The organism is Brachyspira sp. G79, assembly GCF_002379365.1.
Taxonomy (GTDB): domain Bacteria; phylum Spirochaetota; class Brachyspiria; order Brachyspirales; family Brachyspiraceae; genus Brachyspira.
Map to the genome: position 1 here is coordinate 1,647,101 of NZ_JQIU01000008.1, position 19,558 is coordinate 1,666,658.

Sequence of the window (19,558 nt, forward strand, 5' to 3'; positions counted from 1 at the left end):
TATAAATTTGTATGCGGGATATTATATTATAATTATGATATTCGTCAATAATTATAGAAGAATATTTACAAGAATGTTCATAAGTAATTTTATTTAATAATTTTAAATATTTCACATATTATTAACAGCATCATTTAAAGCAAAATCATTAGCACTGTCTCTATCTTTTTGATCATAATCTTTAAGAGGTATTTTATTTCTTATAGCAGCATATATTGTTGGTACTATTATTAAAGTAAATAATGTAGAAACGCTAAGCCCGCCAAGAAGTGCTGTAGCAAGAGGCTTATACATTTCATTACCGCTTCCAATTCCTAAAGCCATAGGAAGTATACCAAGTATAGTAGTTAAAGTAGTCATAAGTACTGGTCTTAACCTTCTCTGCCCAGCAATCAAAGCTGCTTCATCACCTTTAATATGCTTTTCATGCATAAGTTGATTCATATAATCAATTAAAACTATCCCATTATTAACAACTATTCCTATGAGTACTATACAGCCTATAGCACTGTATGCACTCAAAGTGGTATTTGTTATTATAAGGGCAGCAAGTGATCCTGCAAAACCGAAAGGAATTGCAAATGCTATTACAAAAGGAGCTATCAAAGATTCAAACTGACTAGCCATTATTGCATATACTAATACCAATGCCAATATTAAAGTCTGAAGAAGCTGAGAAAATGCCTCATTCATATCTTCAAAATCTCCTCCGTAATTTATAGATATACCGCTTGGTACAAATACATCTTGTTTTATTACTTGTTTTACTTCATCTATTATTTCATTCAAAGGTCTTCCATAAGTATTTGCTATTACAACTGTAAATCTTTTTCTGTCTTTTCTCTCTATTCTATTTGGTCCGTAACTTTTTACTATATCAGCTATTGAAGATAAAGGTATTAATACTCCTTTAACTGGTATGCTTATCTTTTCTACATCTTCTATAGTAACTCTATCAATATTTTCAAGCTGAACATTAACATCTATATCAGTATAATCAGAATTCTCTGGAGTAATTGTAGTTGCAGTTCTTCCTGCAAAACTCGTATTTATTATTCTTGCCACATCATTAACTTTAAGCCCCATTTTAGCAGCAATATCTCTATTAACATAAACTTGAAGCTCTCTGTTTGATTCATCAATATCAACCATAGCACCTCTTACACCTTCTATATTGGATATTGCACTAACTATTCTGTCTCCAAGCTCTTTAGCCTGAACTGTATCATATCCAAGCATCTCTATTCTTATAGCCTCTCCCCCTGAAGAACTAGACATTGATCCTAATAATCTTACATTTATTTTGGCTGGATATAACTGCAGTTTTTCTCTTGTTCTCTCAGCATATTCATTGATATCACCAATTCTTCCAGCATTCTTTGCTTTTAATTGTATTCTTATATTAGCACTGTTTGCTTCGCTTCCTTTTCTTATTCTTGACTGAATTCTAGTTAAATCATCTTTAATAATTTCTCTTATATCATTTTCCATTAATGCAACGAAAGACTCAGTCTGCTCATATTTAGTACCTATAGGCATAGTTACCTGAACCATAAACTGACCTTCATCTGTTCTTGGAAAGCCTTCCTTACCTATAAATTTTAAACCAAATATTATAACACAAAATACTAATATCATAGAAGGAAGAAGTACTACTAATTTCCTTTTAATAGAAAAAGAAAGTATTTTGTTATAAATATTGTTTATATTGCTGTGTATATATTTATTGGTTAGAGTTTCTAATTTGCCTAATAATTTTAGTCTCTTATTTGTAACAAGCCTAGCCCCGAACATAGGAACTATCAAAAGAGCAACTAATAAAGAAGCTATCATCGATATTGTAACTGTTATACATAAATCTCTAAACATTTGGCTAACCATACCTTCAAGATAGAGAAAAGGAAGAAATACAGCAATAGTTGTAAAAGTGGAAGCTGAAATTGCAAGCGATACTTTTGAAGTACCATTTATAGCAGAAGAGTATTTTCCAAATCCGTTATTTCTGTAATAAAATATATTCTCAAGTACAACAATAGAATTATCTACCATCATACCTATTCCAAGAACAAGACCAGAAAGCGATATAACATTTAAAGTAATTTTCATAAAATACATAAGTGTAAAAGTTACTATTATAGAAAGCGGTATTGATATTGCTATTATAGATACAGTTCTTATATTCCACATATAAAGCATAAGCACTATAACTGCAAAAAGTCCCCCCTGCCAAGCTGCATCAAGTACTCCGCTTATAGATTCATTAATACTGTCCGCCGTATTAAACATTATCTGATATTTTACACCGTCTGGGAAATTATACTCTTCAAGCTGCTTTATTACATTTTTTGATACTTCTACAGTATTAGCTCCAGACTCTTTACTTACAGCTATTGATATAGAGTTCTCTCCATTAACTCTTATAATATTAACATTATCATCATACCCCTCATACACTTCAGCCAAATCCTGAACCTTTATTACAGAACTATTTTCTCCGTCTTTTATTAAAGTAATAGTAGTATTTTTTATATCATCAATACTTGTTATTTCCCCCATAGTTCTTATGGTATATTTATAAAATCCCTGATCTGCCTGACCGCCTACAAGATTATTATTATCGCGTGATAATGCTGAAGCTATTTCATTGATATTAATATTGTATGCTTTTAATCTGTTTAGATTAACATCAATCTTTATTTGGCTTTTTAATCCTCCCATAACTTCCGCCTGTGCTACACCCTTAGCCTGTTTTATCTGCGGAGCTATCTGATTATCTGCTATATTATACAATGTAGACTGGTCATCAATACCATAAACAGCAACTTCCATTAATGATGTATCGTCCATATTAAATTTTCTTATCACTGGTTTATCAGCATTATCTGGAAGCAAATCTGTAATCTGCTCTAAAGCCTCTCTTATATCTTCTGTTGCCTCCGTTAAATCAGTACCCCAATTAAACTCTACAAGTACATTTGAAGAATTTTCTCTTGAAGTAGAAGTTATATTTTTAATATTATTGACAGTTGCAACAGCACCTTCAACTAATTTTGTAACAGATTTTTCTATTTCTTCAGGTCCTGAATTTCTATAGCTTGTATATATGCTTATATAAGGAATTTGCATGTTCGGCATAAAATCTATAGAAAGCCTAGATAAACTAATAAGCCCTAATATAAGTATTGAAACTATTACCATAAGTATGGTTACAGGTCTTTTTACAACTATCTCTATTAATTTACTCATAAACCAATTTCTTAATTTTTATTTTTTATCTTTTTAATAATATAATATACATTTAGTTATTATATCATATTAGACGATAAAATGTAAAAAAAGTTTTAAATTCTAAAAACAGCTGAAATATAATTGCTATTTAAATTTATCTTGTTTTCAATATAATTTTATTTTATACTAAATTAAATTTATATTGAATAATATTTTACTTATAACTATTTTAATAATGATAAATCTAAAAAATACAGTTTATCAAAAATTAGTTTTTATGTTTTTATTATTTTATGAAACTAGCCCTGCGAATCACACAGTCGCGTGCCTTTGTCAAAAACTTTGACTAAGCCATGCAAAAAAGTTATAATTCTGTATAATGTGCAGCAATTGACAAAATAAAATTGTTCCAGTATATATTTAAACAAATATGATTTGTCAGTTTTAAGTTATTAATAAATGTAATTATAAGTTATAAAAACATAAAGTATTATTAGTTGTTAATAACATAAGTTTTATAAGTTATAAATGTAAAATAAATAATTTATTTTTTATAATAATAGGTAATCAGCAGCATACCATCACCACAGGCGGACTTCGTCTCGGGTACTTCCTCACTTCGTTCAGTCGCGTTGACATTTGATAAGAATAAACAATACCGTGCGGGAAGGTGCACGCGAAGCGTCCCGAACGAAGATGAGGGGGAGCTCGCTGTTGACAAACTTAAAAATTTTCAGTATATAATAATGACAATTTCTGACATTATAATAATTTATGATATTATTAATAATAAAAGTAAGGAGTATACCTTTATGATAGAACTAAAAGGAAAATACAACAAAGATTGCAAAATATTTACTGATAATGTTGATGAAGAATCTTATTCATTAATTTATAATATTTTAAATGAAAAAGCAAGCGAAAATGTTAAAGTTAGGATAATGCCAGACACTCATATTGGAAAGGGTATAGTGATAGGTTTTACAATGCCTTTAACGGACAGAGTAAATCCTTTTCATATAGGCGTTGATATAGGATGCGGAATGCTTACTTCAAAATTAAATGATAATATCAAAAATATTGAGCTTGAAAAAATTGATAAAACTATAAAACAAAATATTCCTATGGGTGTTAAAACTCATAAAAAAAGTAATTATTCATTTTTTAATTTCAAAGAATTAAATGAAATTATGAGAAACTTTATAATTGCTTATAATAAAAGATATAATACAGACTTTGCACTCTTTGAAATAGATAATGACTATATAGAAAAATTATGCCAAAGAATAGAAATGGATTTAGAAAAGTTTCATAACTCTATTGGAACATTAGGAGGAGGAAATCATTTTATAGAGATAGGAAGTTCAATAAATAATGATTACTTTCTTACTATACATTCAGGATCAAGAAATTTCGGTACAATGGTATGCCAATATCATGTAAGAAAAAATAAAAAAGAATAGAAGAAGCAAAAGATTTTTTTAATAGTGTAAATGATACTAATGATAAAACAACAAAAGAATATAATGAGTATAATGAAATAGTAAGAAGCGGAGATTATATATATGGCAAAGCTATGTTTGACTACTGCATTGACATGGTAATAGCTCAGTATTATGCCAAAATCAATCGAGAGGCTATGCTTAACATTATAAAAGATTCTCTTAATATAAAATTAGAAGATACTTTTTCATCTATACATAATTTTATAGATTTTGAAGATTTTATAATAAGAAAAGGTGCTATAAGAAGTTATAAGGGAGAAAAAATGATAATTCCTTTTAACATGCGTGACGGTATATTAATATGCGAAGGAAAAAGTAATGAAGATTGGAATTTTTCAGCACCTCATGGAGCTGGAAGAGTACTTTCAAGAATGCAGGCAAGAAAACAAATAGAGATGAAAGATTTTATAGAATCTATGAAAGGTATTTATTCAAGCAGCATATCAAAAAATACTTTAGATGAAGCACCACAGGCATATAAAGATTCAAAGGAAATAGAAAAATTAATAATGCCTACAGCAGATATAATAGACAGATTAAAGCCTGTATTAAATATAAAAGCTGCTTCATAAAAAATATTAATATATAATTTTTTATTACAATTTAGTTAAACATAATATAAGCTTGAGCAGGGACTAAAATTTATAAGTATGTTATAAAGATAATTAAAGTTGATTTTTTTTAATAAAGTGCTATGGAATAAATGGCATGGTATGTGAATCAAGTTTTAAAACTTATTTTAAGTCCCCGCCCTTTAGGCTTATAATTTTAATCTGCTATTTTGTCTCATTTTTATTTTTAAGTTTACACTGTTATTTATACGGCCCACCCTAGATTTATTTAAATTTATTGCTTACACAACGCACGAAGAATTTTATTTATAAAATATACAAAATAAAAAATATAATGAATTGATAGATAAAAGCTCATTCACCGTGCGTTATTTATAATTTTTTATTAATTATTAAGATAAAAAATATTATATAAAAATACTTTAATTCAGAAGTTCTCTTAATTTTTTTATGTCCTCAGTATTTTCGTACGGATCTTCTTCATCGACATAATCCAAAAGATCAGTAGTTAAACCCAATGTATTAACTAAATATTCGAATACTTCTATATTCCCATACAAATAAGCTATATCAAGTCCATTCTCATTAAGGCTAGATATAGAATCAACTAAATCAGAGTCAAAATCTACAATCATCTTTATTATATCAACATTTCCGAAACCGCAAGCAAGTAAAAATACATTCCGTCCATGTTCATCTTGAATAATATTAGGATCAGCACCATTATCAAGCAAATATTTCATTATACCTAAATCCCTATAAAATACTGCAAACATTAAAGGAGTAGCTCCATCAAGATAATAATCATAATTAAGAACCTCACTATATTTTCTGCCGCCTCTGTAAGTATGACCTATATCATTGCCTTCTGCTATTAATTCCCGAACTCTTTTTAAACTATGATTTTCTATAGCTTCAAATATATCATAATCTTCACTGTATTCTCCTTCCTCTCTGTTTACGTAAGAGAAAGCAGAATTCATATTAACAAATTTACCATGAATCTTTACAATATTTGTATATACTGCATGATATATATTTTCTGGAGAACTCACATATGAAGTATTTCCTCCTATACCTACACTTGCTTCTTCTTTCTTTTTACATGAAATAATAAAAATAATTAATAGCAAAGAAATTAATAATATCTTTTTCATAAATACCGCCATATAGTAAATTGATAATTTATAAAGTATAATACAATAAAAACAAATTATTTTCTATTATTAATAATAAAAAATTGTGAAATAAGTTTTTATAAATAAACGAACATAGAAAAATACAAAAATATAAGTAATATAATAAAATACAAACATACATGGCATAGCTGGCATTATAGTGTATTTTAAAAATTAGATATACCATTTTTAGATAAAATTTTATTATTTAATGCTGATTCTATAGTTTTAGATAATATAAAAGCCTCTTAAATACAAATATATAAAAAATGATTAAATTACTATTGAAAATAATTATATATTGTTATATACTGTAAAAAATAAGATTTAATTTTAGGAATTATAAAGAATGAAATCAATCATCGTTATGAATCAAATGCACTGCCTCATGCAAATGTGTATGTTTAATAATGATGGCTGTATAATATAATATATTTTTTATTTTGTAATTTCAGCCGTCAAATTAATTTTTGGCGGCTTTTTTATTTTTAAAATTAAATTTTTATGAAAAATCATAAAGGAGAGTATATGTCAAGAGAACTAAAGTTTGAAACAATAGCAGCACATGCAGGTCAGGATTTTGATGATAAGTTCGCAAGCAGAGGAGTACCAGTATACAGAACAACTTCGTATTTATTTAGAAATTCTAAACATGCAGCAGATTTATTTGATTTAAAAGAACTTGGATATATATATTCAAGAATGGGAGATCCTACAACCGATGTACTAGAAAAAAGAATTACCGCTATGGAAGGAGGACTTGCTTCTATTGCTGTATCTTCTGGTACTAATGCAATATTTTATACTATAATTACAATATGCGAGGCTGGAGATGAAATAGTTTCTGCATTTAATGTTTATGGTGGAACATATTCTCAGTTTGGGGCAATACTTCCAAAGTTTGGTATTAATACAAAATTTGTTGATGCCAAAAATCCAGAAAACTTTGCTAAGGCTATTACTGATAAAACAAAATTAATATTTATAGAAACAATATCAAATCCTTCGCTTGATTTTACAGATATTGAAAAAGTAGCTGAAATAGCTCATAATTCTGGAATACCTCTTGTAATAGACGGTACTTTTACAACTCCTTATCTTTTGCAGACTATTAAACATGGTGCTGATATTGTAATAAACTCTCTTACAAAATGGATAGGCGGACATGGAAATGCTATAGGGGGCATTATTACTGACAGCGGTAATTTTAATTGGCAAAGCGATAAGTTTCCTTTATTTTCAAAACCAGACTCAAATTATCATGGACTTCGATGGGCTTATGATTTGCCTGATGAACTTAAAAATGCTGCTTTTGCTTTGAGAGTAAGAACAGTACCTCTTAGAAATTTGGGAGCTTGTCTTTCAGCTGATAATTCTTGGATATTTATTCAGGGTACAGAATCTTTATCTCTAAGAATGGAAAGACATTCGTATAATGCTTTAAAAGTTGCTGAGTTCTTAGAAAAAGATAATAGAGTTGAGTGGGTAAGATACCCTGGTCTAAAAAATGATCCTTCATATGCTTTGGCAAGCAAATATTTAAAAGATAAATTCGGCGGAATGGTTGTATTTGGCATTAAAGGTGGATATGATGCTGCTGTTAAATTTATAGACAACATAAAACTATTCTCTCATTTAGTTAATGTAGGAGACGTAAAAAGTTTAGTTGCTCACCCTGCTTCTACTACACACTCTCAATTATCAGAAGAAGAATTAATAAAGGGCGGAATAAGCAAAAACTTTATAAGGCTTTCTATAGGAATAGAACATATTGATGATATACTCTATTATTTAGATGAAGCTTTAACTATAGCAAGCAAATAATTATAAGCATAAAAACAAGGGTGATAACAATATAAATCACTCTTGTTTTTGTTGATAATATTTATTAGGGGTTTATTTTATGGAGAATATAAAAAATATAATAAAAGATAAAAAAAATAAAATTAAAGAACAAATCAATAAAATCGAAGAAACTATAATAGAAGAGAAAGGTAATCTTAAATTTTTTCACTATGATAAATCATTTAAATTTGAAAATGGAGCTTCTATATCAGAGCTTACAATAGCTTATACTGCCTCAGGACATTTAAATATTAATAGGGATAATGCTATTTTAATATGCCATGCCTTTACAGGTGATGCAGATGTACTTTCTTGGTGGAGTAATTTTGTAGGCAAATGCAAAGCAATAGATACTAATAAATATTTTGTCATATGTTCAAATGTGTTAGGAGGCTGCAGCGGAACCACAGGACCTTCCTCAAAAAAACCAAATAGTAATTTATGCTACGGGACAGATTTTCCTACATTTACAATTAAAGATATAGTAAAGGTACAAAAAATATTAGTAGATTCATTAGGTATAAAAAAACTTTACTGTGTAGTAGGAGGCTCTATGGGAGGAATGCAGGCTTTGCAATGGACTGCTTCTTATCCTCAAATGATGGAAAAAGCAATTATAATAGCAAGCACAATGACACATTCGCCTATGCAGATAGCTTTTAATGAAATAGCAAGAGAAGCTATAACAGAAGACAATGAATGGTACGGCGGAAAATATTATGGAATGTCCTCTCCAGATAAAGGCCTTGCTTTGGCCAGAATGCTTGGACATATTACATATATGAGTGAAGAATATATGAGAAAAAAATTCGGAAGAAGAAGAAAAAAGGCATTAAAATATTTTACTCCTTCTTTTGAAGTAGAAAATTATCTTCATTACAATGGAGAGAAATTTACAGCTAGATTTGATGCTAACAGTTTCTTATATCTTACTAAAGCTATGGATTTTTTTGATGCTAAAGATGATATAAAAAAATTAAAAATAAGAAAAATGTATCTCTTAATAAAGTACTTGTTATATCATTTATATCTGATTGGCTATATCCTAGTACTCAGTCAGCTGAAATAGTTTCCGCATATCAGCATGCTAATATAGACACTTTATTTTATGAAATAGAATCCAATTACGGACATGATGCTTTTTTAATAAAAAATACTGAACAAACTAAATGTATAAAAAATTTTTAAATAGTTAAAGCATATATATTTTTTATAAAACACTTGTTTTTTTGCTAATATTGTTTAGTATATAAAAAATATATTTAAGGTATTAAAAAAATGAAATTTATATTTTCAAGATTCTTGATAGGAAGTATTGTAATAATAATAGGTGCTTATATACTGCTTCAGTATGTTTTTCATATTTATATTCCAGCATTGGCATATACACCTGTATTTACAATAATTGTTTCTTTTTTAATAATTGCTTGGGGTATTGCAATGATATTTGGAAGAGGCTTTTATGCTTCTAAACTCCTTTTAGGATTATTTGTAATAGGAGGCGGTATATACATACTAATAAGATACTGCTTCAACATTAATATGCCTTTTATACTATACACTCCTATATTTAGAATGATTATAGGAATGATTATCATTTTTTTGGGGGCATACATACTATTAGGAATGCATTATGTTGGAGATAGTGTTCCTAAAAATAAAAGAACTAAGTATGATGTATATTTCAAAACAAAAAATATAGACTTATCAGATTTAGAAATAGACAGAAACAGAGTTATAGACATAAACACTGTATTTTCAGATACTGTTATTTTTATAAGTGATAGGGTTCAAGTTCATATAAAGGCTTCAAGTGCTTTTGGAAGTGTATCTCTTCCTACTGGAGACAGTGTAAGTTTTGGAGAAACGAATTTTGTTATGGGAACACATGACAATATACTTTATTTAAATGTGAATGCTGCTTTCGCTCAGATTAGAGTTTTATATAAATAATTTTTATTTGGAAAAAACATGTATATTATATCTGGAAATAAAAAGGGAAGAAAAATAATAACTCCAAAAAGAGATTTCAGACCTACTCAGTCAAAGGTAAGAGAGGCTTTTTTTAATATAGTTAATGTTGAAAATAAAACTTTATTAGATTTATGTTCTGGAAGCGGTGCTATTGCCTTTGAGGCTTTAAGCAGAAATGCTAAACATGCCACACTTATAGAAATAGACAGAGATGCTGTAAAAACTATATTTATAAATGCAAAAGCTATATTTGTAAATGATAATTCACTTTATAAAGTAAAAAGAATATCTGCTTTAGATTATGTAAGAAGAACTAGTAATAAATTTGATATAATATACTTTGATCCTCCTTACCATTCAAATATATATTTTGACTGCTTAAATGCTATAATAGAAAGAAAACTATTAAATAATGATGGAATTTTAGCAGTAGAGTTTGGTGCTGATTATTATAAAAGTTTTTTAGAAACAGGAAATTTTAAAGATCTTATAAAAGATAGAATGCATTATGATATAAAAAGTTATGGTGAAAGTATTTTGGTAATATTTAAGTATATGAAAATATAATAAATATTAATATTATAGCATTAGAAATTTGAGAATTCAAAATATATTTATTTTTGTTTCTTCACTCTTTTGCAACTATCTTTAAATAATTCAAAAATGCTTCATCTTCGCAAATAGTCTTACCCTCATCATCAGATAGTTTTGCTACAGGTTTGCCATTAACACTTTGAAGTTTCATAACTATATTTAAGGGCTTGGAAACTGGTTCAAAATCGTTTGTAATATATGTACCTATACCAAATGTTACATTAGCTTCGTCTTTGAACTCTTTATATATAACATATGCTTTATCAAAATTTAGGCTGTCACTAAAAAGCAGAGTTTTTGTTTTGGGGTCAACCCTAAGACTTTTATAATGATTTATAACTTTATATCCCCAAGCTATAGGATCTCCAGAATCATGCCTTATTCCGTCATAAAGTTTTGCAAAATACAAATCAAAATCTTTTAAAAATTTATCAGTACCCAATGTATCGGACAATGCTATACCTAAATCGCCTCTATATTCATTAACCCAAGACTGAAGCATGAATTTCTGACTTTCTGCAAGCCTTACTTTATCCAATGCCTGCCCTATTTGATAATATTCATGAGCATTTGTACCTACAGCAAGCAAATCATATTTTTTAGCAAAATAAACATTACTTGTACCAACCAAACATGAAGAAGGAAGTTTTTTCTTTAGTATATCAACAACTTTATTCTGCCAATCAAAAGAAAATCTTCTTCTAGTTCCAAACTCAGAAAGCTTAAATCCATTTTCTTCCTTATGCATAGGTATTAATTTACCATCTATTTTTTTTAATAAATTAATCTCAGCCTGTTCATATGCTTTTCTTCCATTATCCTCCCTACAAACAGTATATGTATAATAAATCTCACTAATCATAGCAAGCATAGGTATTTCCCAAAGTATAGTCTGATACCAAGGACCTTCTATTTCAACTGTTAATTTATCATTATCAAATAAGGCTTTTACATGTTCTTCTAAAGGTCTGTATAATTTTAGAAACTCTATATAATCCTTTTTTATAAATCTTAAAGAAGCCAAATATTCAAGTTCATCTTTTTTGAAATTTAAGCCGCAGAAATATTTTATTTGTCTTAAAAGCTCCTCATGCATCTCAAAAGTCCACTCTAGTATATTTCTGCTTTTAAATACATAACGTACCCAAACATCAGAGAACTGTCTTAAAGCACATTGCTGCATGGTAAATTTATATAAATCAGTATCCAATAAACTATTTATTATAGGCTTCATAGTTTAATCCTTGTTATTTTTATTCATTTTATCAAAAGCCTTTGATATCTTGTAAAGTCTGTAAATACCAGAAACAAACCCAACAAATATACCTATTATTGTAAATAAAGGTCTGCTGTTAAAGTGTTTGTCGGCATAATGCCCTACAAAAGCTAAACCAAGTACCATACTTCCAAACTCAGCACCAAGAGCTGCATATCTTACCGCGTTTTTTAAACTCTTATTCTCCATCTTCATATTCTAAAGTAGTAAATATCAAAGGATTAACATATTTTGTAGCTATTTTAAGATCATAGTCAAAAATACCTGTTTTAGCATTTCCTAATATTTCACCCTTTTTTACAGTCATCTTCTCAGATACAGCAGAAGTAGCAAGTCCGCTGTATCTTGTAACAATACCGAATCTATGATAAATAGTTATGGTAAATCCGCTGTCTTTATCATATGATATATCATTAACAGTACCTGAAGCAGCTGCCCTTATTAAAGTACCAGCTATGGTTTCAAAACCTATACCCTTAGATATAATAGATCCGTCCTGATATGGTCTTGATATAACAGCATATCTTGAATCTATAGGAAGTATTGAAGGAATAGATTCAAGTGAATTATTTTTAGAGTTAATATTTGCTCTTAATTCTTCTAAATATAATCTTATTTTTTCTAATTCATCTGCCCTTGAGTTCATAAGCATAATATTATCTACATAGTTATTAGAAAAAGATATGGCATTATCATCTATTTTTAATATACCTGCAATATTAGACATATCAGTTATATAATAATCATTAGTTACTACTGAATTAAAAATAGTTTCTAAAGAATTTATTTCTGCCAATTTATCTTTATAGCTTCCGCTTAATATTTCAGTTTTACTTGCAAGTACAGTATTTTTGGTTAGAAAAGAAAAAGTAGAAAGTAATGCCGAGATAATTATTATAATTATTATTATTAAAGAATATACTGGAATCGATAATGTTTTAGTTTTCTTTTTTGAATGCGGTATAAACATAAAAAATATTTTATGCGTAAGAAACTGACCGATTTTTTTAAAAAATAAATAAAACGCAGAAGGTTTTTTATTAATATATTTACTACTTTTTTTTCTCTTATGTTTTATATGCATCATAATCTGCTGCCTAATAATTGATAACTATTTTAACAAAATATTGATATTTAATCAATAATAATAAAACAGTTCAAATACCTATTTTGTAGTATATACATCAACCAAAGCCTCATACATTTGATTTGCTAATTCTCTTATAGCTTTGATACTTCCAAACTGCCATTCATGTATAAAGGCAGATTCTATGAGTACTGAAGGCACATCTTTTTTTATTTCCTGTTTATTATAGGCATTCTCATAAGCATCACCTATAACTATCAATCCTCTTAAAGATATTCCCTCTTTAATTAATTCGTCTTTATCATAAAACTTCCATACATTATTAGGAAGCACTCTGTCATGACCTATAACAGGAGAGATTTTATATTTTTCCTGCATGCGTTCAGATAATTTATATGCAACCTGCATAGAAGCTGGAAACTCTTTATTATAAGGGCTTACTATAACATGGAAACCAGAAGTTTTAGCCCTTCTGCTAATATAAGGCATATAATCAAAATGTATACTAAGTAAAAGGTCAAAATTATTATCTATAGCATAATGTCTTATGGCATACATCTCTAAAGTCTGATATCTTGTTAAATTTCCGCTTCTCTCTTCGCCTTTTACTTTTGTATTGTATATTCCTAAAAGCTCAGCATAATTATTAGTCATGTATTCTTTAATAGGTCTGCTGTAATATGCTCCGTCTCTGCTTAAAAAATATTCAAATCTGTCATCTTCTGAAAGTATTTTAGCTAATTCTCTAGCCACTCTTAAATTAACATAATATTCATAACCCAAATATCCTAATGCACCTTTAGTAGCAGCATTATGACCTGGATCTATAAGTATCCTAATCTTTCTATTTTCTATTATATCATTAAATTTCTCACTAGGTGTAGAAACTTTATTTACTTCGCTTTCTCTTACTATATTTTCAGAAACTTTAGTATTTGCTGTAACAATAAGTGATGAGAAAGATACAATTATTAAAACGATAATAACTACTGAAAAAATTATAAAACGGTTTTTGTTATTCATAATAATTAAATTATCGTAAAGAATTTTATTAAATTAAAGCTCAAGTAAATAATTTTTATATTATAAAGCACTTGATTATACAAATATTTTTTAATTATTAGAAATTATAATATTGCCATTATTTAAATCTTTAAATTTGAAAGCTATTATCCTATTTATAATTTTTTAACGATACAATAATTATAAAAATATTATTTAATTTCTTCTTTGGACTTTTCTTCTTCAGATTTTTCAGGAACTATATTATTTATAGAATCAACAATTTCTGTAATACGCACACCGAAACATTCATCTATAACAACAACTTCTCCTCTTGCTATTAGCTTACCATTAACAAGCAAATCTACAGGCTCACCTGCTAATTTCTGAAGTTCTATAATAGAACCTTCTCCAAGACTTAATATTTCTCTTACAGTTAAGCGTGCTCTTCCTAGTTCTACAGTTACATTAATAGTAACGTCCATAAGCAAACTGATATTGCCTGAATTGTTAGGATTATTAGTTACTGTCTTTTTATCCGCCATTATTTTACTTCTATATATTTATAATAAATATATTATATATGTTTCAAATATAATTTCAATTAAGTTATAAAAAAAATTTTACTATTTAAAATAAAAAAGCGAGGATTTTACTCCCCGCTTTAATTTATTGGTAATTATTTTAACTTATATTATCTAGGTTTATTAGTAAGTCTGTCCATAGGGTTAATAATATCAGTAACACGAACACCGAAGTTTTCATCTATTACTACAACCTCCCCTTTAGCTATCAATTTACCATTAACAAGCAAATCTACAGGCTCACCTGCTAATTTTTGAAGCTCTATGATAGAACCTTCACCAAGTCCTAAAATATCTCTGATAGTCATAGTAGCTCTTCCTAGTTCTACGGTCATATTCATGGTAACATCCATAAGAAGACCTATATTACCAGTTCCCTGTACATCAGAAGCAGGCATTAAAGAATTAAACTCTGCATGCTGTACACCAAGCTGAGGAGAAGAATCAAATGCCTGATTATCTACAAGACCAGCCATAGGGTTTGAAGCAGCACTGCCAGCACTTGAAGCTGCTGCATTTGAAGCAGGAGCTTGAGAAGATGAAGAAGCAGAACCTAAAAGGCTTTGTAATAAAGGAAGTTCCAAAGCAAATACATATGGAGCATTTTCCACTTCACCTTCAATAGACAAAGAACCGCTTACTATAGCCAAAGGTCCAGGTATATTGATACTGAAAGCATCTTCTAGTATAGAAGTTTCTATAGGCGAATTAGTAAAACTGCCTCCAAACCTAGAAGATAAAGCACTATCAGAAACTCCCACCATTTGTGAGAAAGCCTCTTTTAATACCTGAGCTACCATATCATTTAAAGCAGCTTCTTTTTGTCCCATCATAAGAGAAGCAACTATTAAAGCCTCATTTTCTCCCATGAAATAGTAAACATTTCCAGTAATAGAGCCTGTATAACCCACTTTAGCTTCTATCATTTTACCAGAAAGCATTTGATGTAAGTTATTAACATCTCCAACTGTAGTAGTAATATTAGTAATGGATACAGTCTTAGTAGAAATAGATGATAGTGAAAAGGCTTGATTTTCTGCTATCATTTTAGCAGCTTCATTAAAAAGTTGTTTATCTACATTTCCGCCGCCATTACTAGATGCTTTGGAATCGCCTCCAAAAGCTTCATCGGCACCTTTTAGCAAAGCTTCTATTTCGTCTTGAGATAATGCACCGTCACTCATCATAACCTTAATCCTCCTCTTTTAATAAATCGTCTTCGGTTATATCAGCCTCTCCATCCATAACACCTGTAAGCTGTACAGCCATTCTGCTGCCTGATATACCAGGACGACATAAGAATTTCTTTCTGTTTCCTATCTTGAATATAACAGGATCTGTAATCTTAGTATCAGTAAACTTAACAACATCGCCTTTCTGAAGATTGAGAATGTCTGATAGCGGTAATTGCATAGATCCAAGTTCCGCCGAAGTTTCAACAAATATATTTTGTAATTTTTCTTTTATTATCTTTAAATTTTCGCTAGTGCTTCCTCTTCTAATAGATGCATACCAGTATTGAGCTGAGAACTTAGAAAGTATAGGCTCAATAGTAATATATGGTATACAAAAGTTCATCATACCTTCCACATCGGCTACTTTAGTCTCCAAAGTAATAAGTACAACCATGTCATTAGGGCTAACCATCTGAGCAAACTGAGGGTTAGTTTCAATAGAACCCAAACGCGGTCTTAAGTCTATTACCTGAGACCAAGCCTCCCTTAAGTTACCAAGTATTCTTACTATAATACCTTCCATAACTGATAACTCAATATCTGTAAGCTCCCTATTTAAATTCTTAGGACTTTCACCAGGTCCGCCAAACAATCTATCAATTATAGTAAAAGTGATAGATGGGTCAATCTCTAGTATAGAACTGCCTTTCAAAGGATCCATACTAACTATAGCCAAAGTAGAAGGATTACTAACACTTCTTATAAACTCTTCATAAGTAAGCTGGTCTACACTTGCTACGTGAATACCTACTAATGTTCTCAACTGTGCTGATAATGAAGTTGTAGTAACACGTGCGAAGTTTTCATGCATCATTTGAAGCGTTCTAATTTGGTCTTTTGAAAACTTATCTGGACGTTTGAAGTCGTATATCTTTATCTTTCTATGCTCTACTTCTACACGCTTAGTATCAATATTATCTAAACTTTCACCAGACGATATAGCACTTAGTAACGCATCTATTTCGCTTTGTGACAATACTTCTGTCATACGAGTATCCTTCTATAAATATTTTTTCCGTTCTTCTTTAATTAGCTTAATAAGAAGTTATCAAATAATATACCATCTATTTGACCATTTCTAAGCATACTATTAATCTCTCGCTTAATATCAGCTTTTAACTGCTCTCTGCCTTCATTAGTTCTTAACTGATCATAAGTGTAAGAACTAAGGATTGTAGTAATTCTATCTCTTATCATATAGAATCTTTCTGGAAGTTCTACTGCAAGCTGTTTAACATTAGTAGTATAAGTTAATATAATACTTACTTTTACATATCTAGCTACATCCATGTCAGCTGTGTTTACATTGAACTCTGGATCTATACGATATATTGATGGAGGCGGCTGTTTTACCATATCGTCCACCACTCCACCTTGAACTCCTGCAGCTTTTCCTACACTTTTAGATACAAAAAATGCTATAAGCCCAGATATTAAAGCCACAACTAAAATGGCAGCAACTCCCATAAGGATTTTAACAATCATAGGGCTTAAACCAAATTTTTTCTTTGGTGCAGCTTCGGCTTGCTCTTCTTCGCCTTCATCCAATTCTTCGTCTAAGTTTTCTTCGTCTGCCATATAATTTCCTCACTTAAATTAATATGTTTGTTTTCAATTATATAACAGTAAAATAAAATTAGCAACTCTTATGTTAACTTTAACTTTTTTTACTGTCTTTATATATAATATCGGTAAAGTATTAAAACACTTAACATATTTTTTATGCAAAAGTAAAAAAATAATTATGTTGATTTTTTTCTTTTTAATCGTTATAATTTTCAAAAATTACTTAAATTCATAAAAATAAAGTAATATCTTAAGGAGTATAAAAATGAGAGTTTTATTAAAAGCTGAAGAATATGAAAAAGTCCTTCCTCGATTAGCAGCAGAAATCATAGAAAAAGAAGATATTGAAAAGCTTGCTATTGTAGGAATAAGAAGACGCGGTGATTTCCTTGGTATAAGATTAAAAAAACTTTTGGAAGAAAAAGTAAAAACAGAGATACCTATTGGAGCAATAGATATTAACCTTTACAGAGATGATTTATCTTCACTTTCAGAGTTTCCTGAAATTAAAGAAACTGATATACCTTTTGATATTACTGGAAAAACTATACTTCTTGTAGACGATGTACTTTATACAGGAAGAACTATTAGAGCAGCTTTGAATGCTTTATTTGAGTATGGAAGACCTAAAAAAGTAGCATTATTGGTATTGGTTGATAGATTTGGAAGAGAACTGCCTGTATCGGCAAATTATGTAGGACTTGCTCTTAATGTACCAGAAGACCAGTATGTATCTGTGAGAGTTAAAGAATTAGAAGGTGAAGATTTGGTACTATTAAAAGACAGAAATTAATAATAGTTATAATAAAAACTAATAAAAAAGGGGCTTTGTTTAAGCCCCTTTTATTTTTTAATCTCCAAATTTCCTGAATAATGATGAATACATATCATAAAACTCTGTTTTAGAAAAATCATTTAAATCCTCAGGAGACATTTTCTCTACAATATTTTTGAAATAACAAAAGAGTTTTTTAAATTTATTAATTTCATTTTCTGATAATAAAATATCCTGTTTAGAACTATATTCATTACTGCTTCCGCTTGTTTCTTCTGATTCAAACAGTTTTATAGCATAATCTAAATCAGACTGTGTTATCTCTCCGTCAAAATCATCATCATCGCTGTCATTGGAAGGCTTATGTTCTTCTTCAATCAGTATAGGTCCATTATCATCACCCAATTTAAACTCATCTTCAACTGCAACACTGCTATCTACATTATCTTTCTCTATAGTTTGTAATTCTTTTTCTTCAGACATATTTGTCTCCTTATTTAAAAGCTCTTCCATAGAATCAAAATTTTCTACAGATTTAACAGCCTTAGTTTCATCTTTATCATCATTTTCATTTACTTTACTATTATTTATACGTATGAGCTCTTCACCATCTTCCTCTTCATTACCCTTGATGATATTTTCAAGCATATTCAAATCAGAATCACGTATTTCATCTATTTTGGCATCATTAGTAGATAAAATACTTTGAATATCTTCATCTACTGTCTTATCCAAATGTTTTTTATACATTTCTTTTTCTTCAAGTATATCATCGTCTTTTAAATCATCTTTTTTATCATTTTCTTTAACTTCTTCTTGTAATTCATCATTTTTTACATCAGCTTGTTCTGTTGTTTCTGTTTCTTCTATATTAGAAGATTGCTCACCATTCAAATAACTATGATACATTGCTTTTTCTTCTTCGGATAAATCCTCTTCTGCATGATTGTCTACTTTATCCAAATAGCCCTCATACATAGCTTTATCTTCTTCTGTCAAATCTTCTTCATTATTGATTATCTCTTCTTCTGGTAATTCTTCTTTTACTTCTGAAACTTCTTCAGTTTGTTCTATCTCTTCTGATAAAGGCTCTTCTATACTTTCTTCTTCATCTATTTTTTCTGAGCCCTCATTCTT

At 29.2% G+C, this 19,558-nt stretch carries 17 protein-coding genes and 1 pseudogene; 7 read left to right on the plus strand and 11 right to left on the minus strand.

What is annotated here, in order from left to right; all coding sequences use genetic code 11:
- Positions 1–111 precede the first annotated feature (111 nt).
- Complete coding sequence (locus tag KQ44_RS08710) at positions 112–3,246, minus strand: efflux RND transporter permease subunit (protein WP_096737078.1); 3,135 nt, start codon at positions 3,244–3,246, stop codon at positions 112–114.
- Between the two features lie 794 nt (positions 3,247–4,040).
- On the opposite strand from KQ44_RS08710, the gene KQ44_RS15405 reads away from it, so the two are divergent.
- Positions 4,041–4,691, plus strand: coding sequence for an RtcB family protein (locus KQ44_RS15405; RefSeq protein WP_276307035.1), 651 nt, complete (start codon positions 4,041–4,043; stop codon positions 4,689–4,691).
- A gap of 113 nt (positions 4,692–4,804) precedes the next feature.
- Positions 4,805–5,305, plus strand: a complete 501-nt coding sequence (locus KQ44_RS15410) for an RtcB family protein (protein WP_276307036.1) — start codon at positions 4,805–4,807, stop codon at positions 5,303–5,305.
- A 422-nt stretch (positions 5,306–5,727) separates the two neighbouring features.
- Here KQ44_RS15410 and KQ44_RS08720 read toward each other — a convergent pair whose 3' ends face one another.
- Entirely contained in the window at positions 5,728–6,462 is a 735-nt protein-coding gene (locus KQ44_RS08720; protein WP_096737079.1) for an ankyrin repeat domain-containing protein, read from the minus strand.
- 549 nt (positions 6,463–7,011) lie between these two features.
- On the opposite strand from KQ44_RS08720, the gene KQ44_RS08725 reads away from it, so the two are divergent.
- From KQ44_RS08725 to rsmD, 4 genes and pseudogenes are all read left to right on the plus strand, one after another.
- A complete protein-coding gene (locus KQ44_RS08725; RefSeq protein ID WP_096737080.1) occupies positions 7,012–8,307 on the plus strand; it encodes an O-acetylhomoserine aminocarboxypropyltransferase/cysteine synthase family protein in 1,296 nt (431 codons plus the stop codon).
- A 79-nt stretch (positions 8,308–8,386) separates the two neighbouring features.
- Positions 8,387–9,516 (plus strand): annotated as a pseudogene (locus KQ44_RS08730) (homoserine O-acetyltransferase).
- Positions 9,517–9,606: 90 nt separating this feature from the next.
- Entirely contained in the window at positions 9,607–10,281 is a 675-nt protein-coding gene (locus tag KQ44_RS08735; RefSeq protein ID WP_096737081.1) for a hypothetical protein, read from the plus strand.
- Between the two features lie 18 nt (positions 10,282–10,299).
- Entirely contained in the window at positions 10,300–10,869 is a 570-nt protein-coding gene (gene rsmD, locus KQ44_RS08740; RefSeq protein ID WP_096737082.1) for a 16S rRNA (guanine(966)-N(2))-methyltransferase RsmD, read from the plus strand.
- A gap of 61 nt (positions 10,870–10,930) precedes the next feature.
- On the opposite strand, the gene pncB is transcribed toward rsmD, so the two are convergent.
- The 8 genes from pncB to KQ44_RS08780 all read right to left on the minus strand — a co-directional run bounded on the left by pncB (position 10,931) and on the right by KQ44_RS08780 (position 17,658).
- Positions 10,931–12,130: a nicotinate phosphoribosyltransferase gene (gene pncB, locus KQ44_RS08745; protein WP_096737083.1), complete on the minus strand. Its 1,200-nt coding sequence runs from the start codon at positions 12,128–12,130 to the stop codon at positions 10,931–10,933.
- A gap of 3 nt (positions 12,131–12,133) precedes the next feature.
- Entirely contained in the window at positions 12,134–12,367 is a 234-nt protein-coding gene (locus tag KQ44_RS08750) for an AtpZ/AtpI family protein (RefSeq protein ID WP_096737084.1), read from the minus strand.
- On the minus strand, positions 12,351–13,256 hold the full coding sequence (locus KQ44_RS08755) for a peptidoglycan DD-metalloendopeptidase family protein (RefSeq protein WP_096737808.1): 906 nt from the start codon (positions 13,254–13,256) through the stop codon (positions 12,351–12,353). Before KQ44_RS08755 ends, KQ44_RS08750 begins: the two co-directional genes overlap by 17 nt.
- An 81-nt stretch (positions 13,257–13,337) precedes the next feature.
- Positions 13,338–14,282 (minus strand): N-acetylmuramoyl-L-alanine amidase, encoded by a 945-nt coding sequence (locus KQ44_RS08760; RefSeq protein ID WP_096737085.1) that lies wholly within the window; start codon positions 14,280–14,282, stop codon positions 13,338–13,340.
- 191 nt (positions 14,283–14,473) lie between these two features.
- Positions 14,474–14,806, minus strand: a complete 333-nt coding sequence (fliN, locus tag KQ44_RS08765) for a flagellar motor switch protein FliN (RefSeq protein WP_096737086.1) — start codon at positions 14,804–14,806, stop codon at positions 14,474–14,476.
- A gap of 149 nt (positions 14,807–14,955) precedes the next feature.
- On the minus strand, positions 14,956–16,032 hold the full coding sequence (gene fliN, locus KQ44_RS08770; protein WP_096737087.1) for a flagellar motor switch protein FliN: 1,077 nt from the start codon (positions 16,030–16,032) through the stop codon (positions 14,956–14,958).
- Positions 16,033–16,036: 4 nt separating this feature from the next.
- Positions 16,037–17,068, minus strand: a complete 1,032-nt coding sequence (gene fliM / locus KQ44_RS08775; protein ID WP_008722421.1) for a flagellar motor switch protein FliM — start codon at positions 17,066–17,068, stop codon at positions 16,037–16,039.
- A 41-nt stretch (positions 17,069–17,109) separates the two neighbouring features.
- Positions 17,110–17,658, minus strand: coding sequence for a flagellar basal body-associated FliL family protein (locus KQ44_RS08780; protein ID WP_013114389.1), 549 nt, complete (start codon positions 17,656–17,658; stop codon positions 17,110–17,112).
- A 253-nt stretch (positions 17,659–17,911) separates the two neighbouring features.
- Between KQ44_RS08780 and pyrR the strand changes: the two genes are divergently transcribed.
- Positions 17,912–18,439, plus strand: coding sequence for a bifunctional pyr operon transcriptional regulator/uracil phosphoribosyltransferase PyrR (gene pyrR / locus KQ44_RS08785; protein ID WP_020004931.1), 528 nt, complete (start codon positions 17,912–17,914; stop codon positions 18,437–18,439).
- A gap of 57 nt (positions 18,440–18,496) precedes the next feature.
- Here the strand turns inward: pyrR and KQ44_RS08790 are convergent.
- Positions 18,497–19,558, minus strand: a 1,062-nt coding sequence (locus KQ44_RS08790; protein ID WP_168171263.1) for a hypothetical protein, incomplete at its 5' end; no start/stop codon positions are given.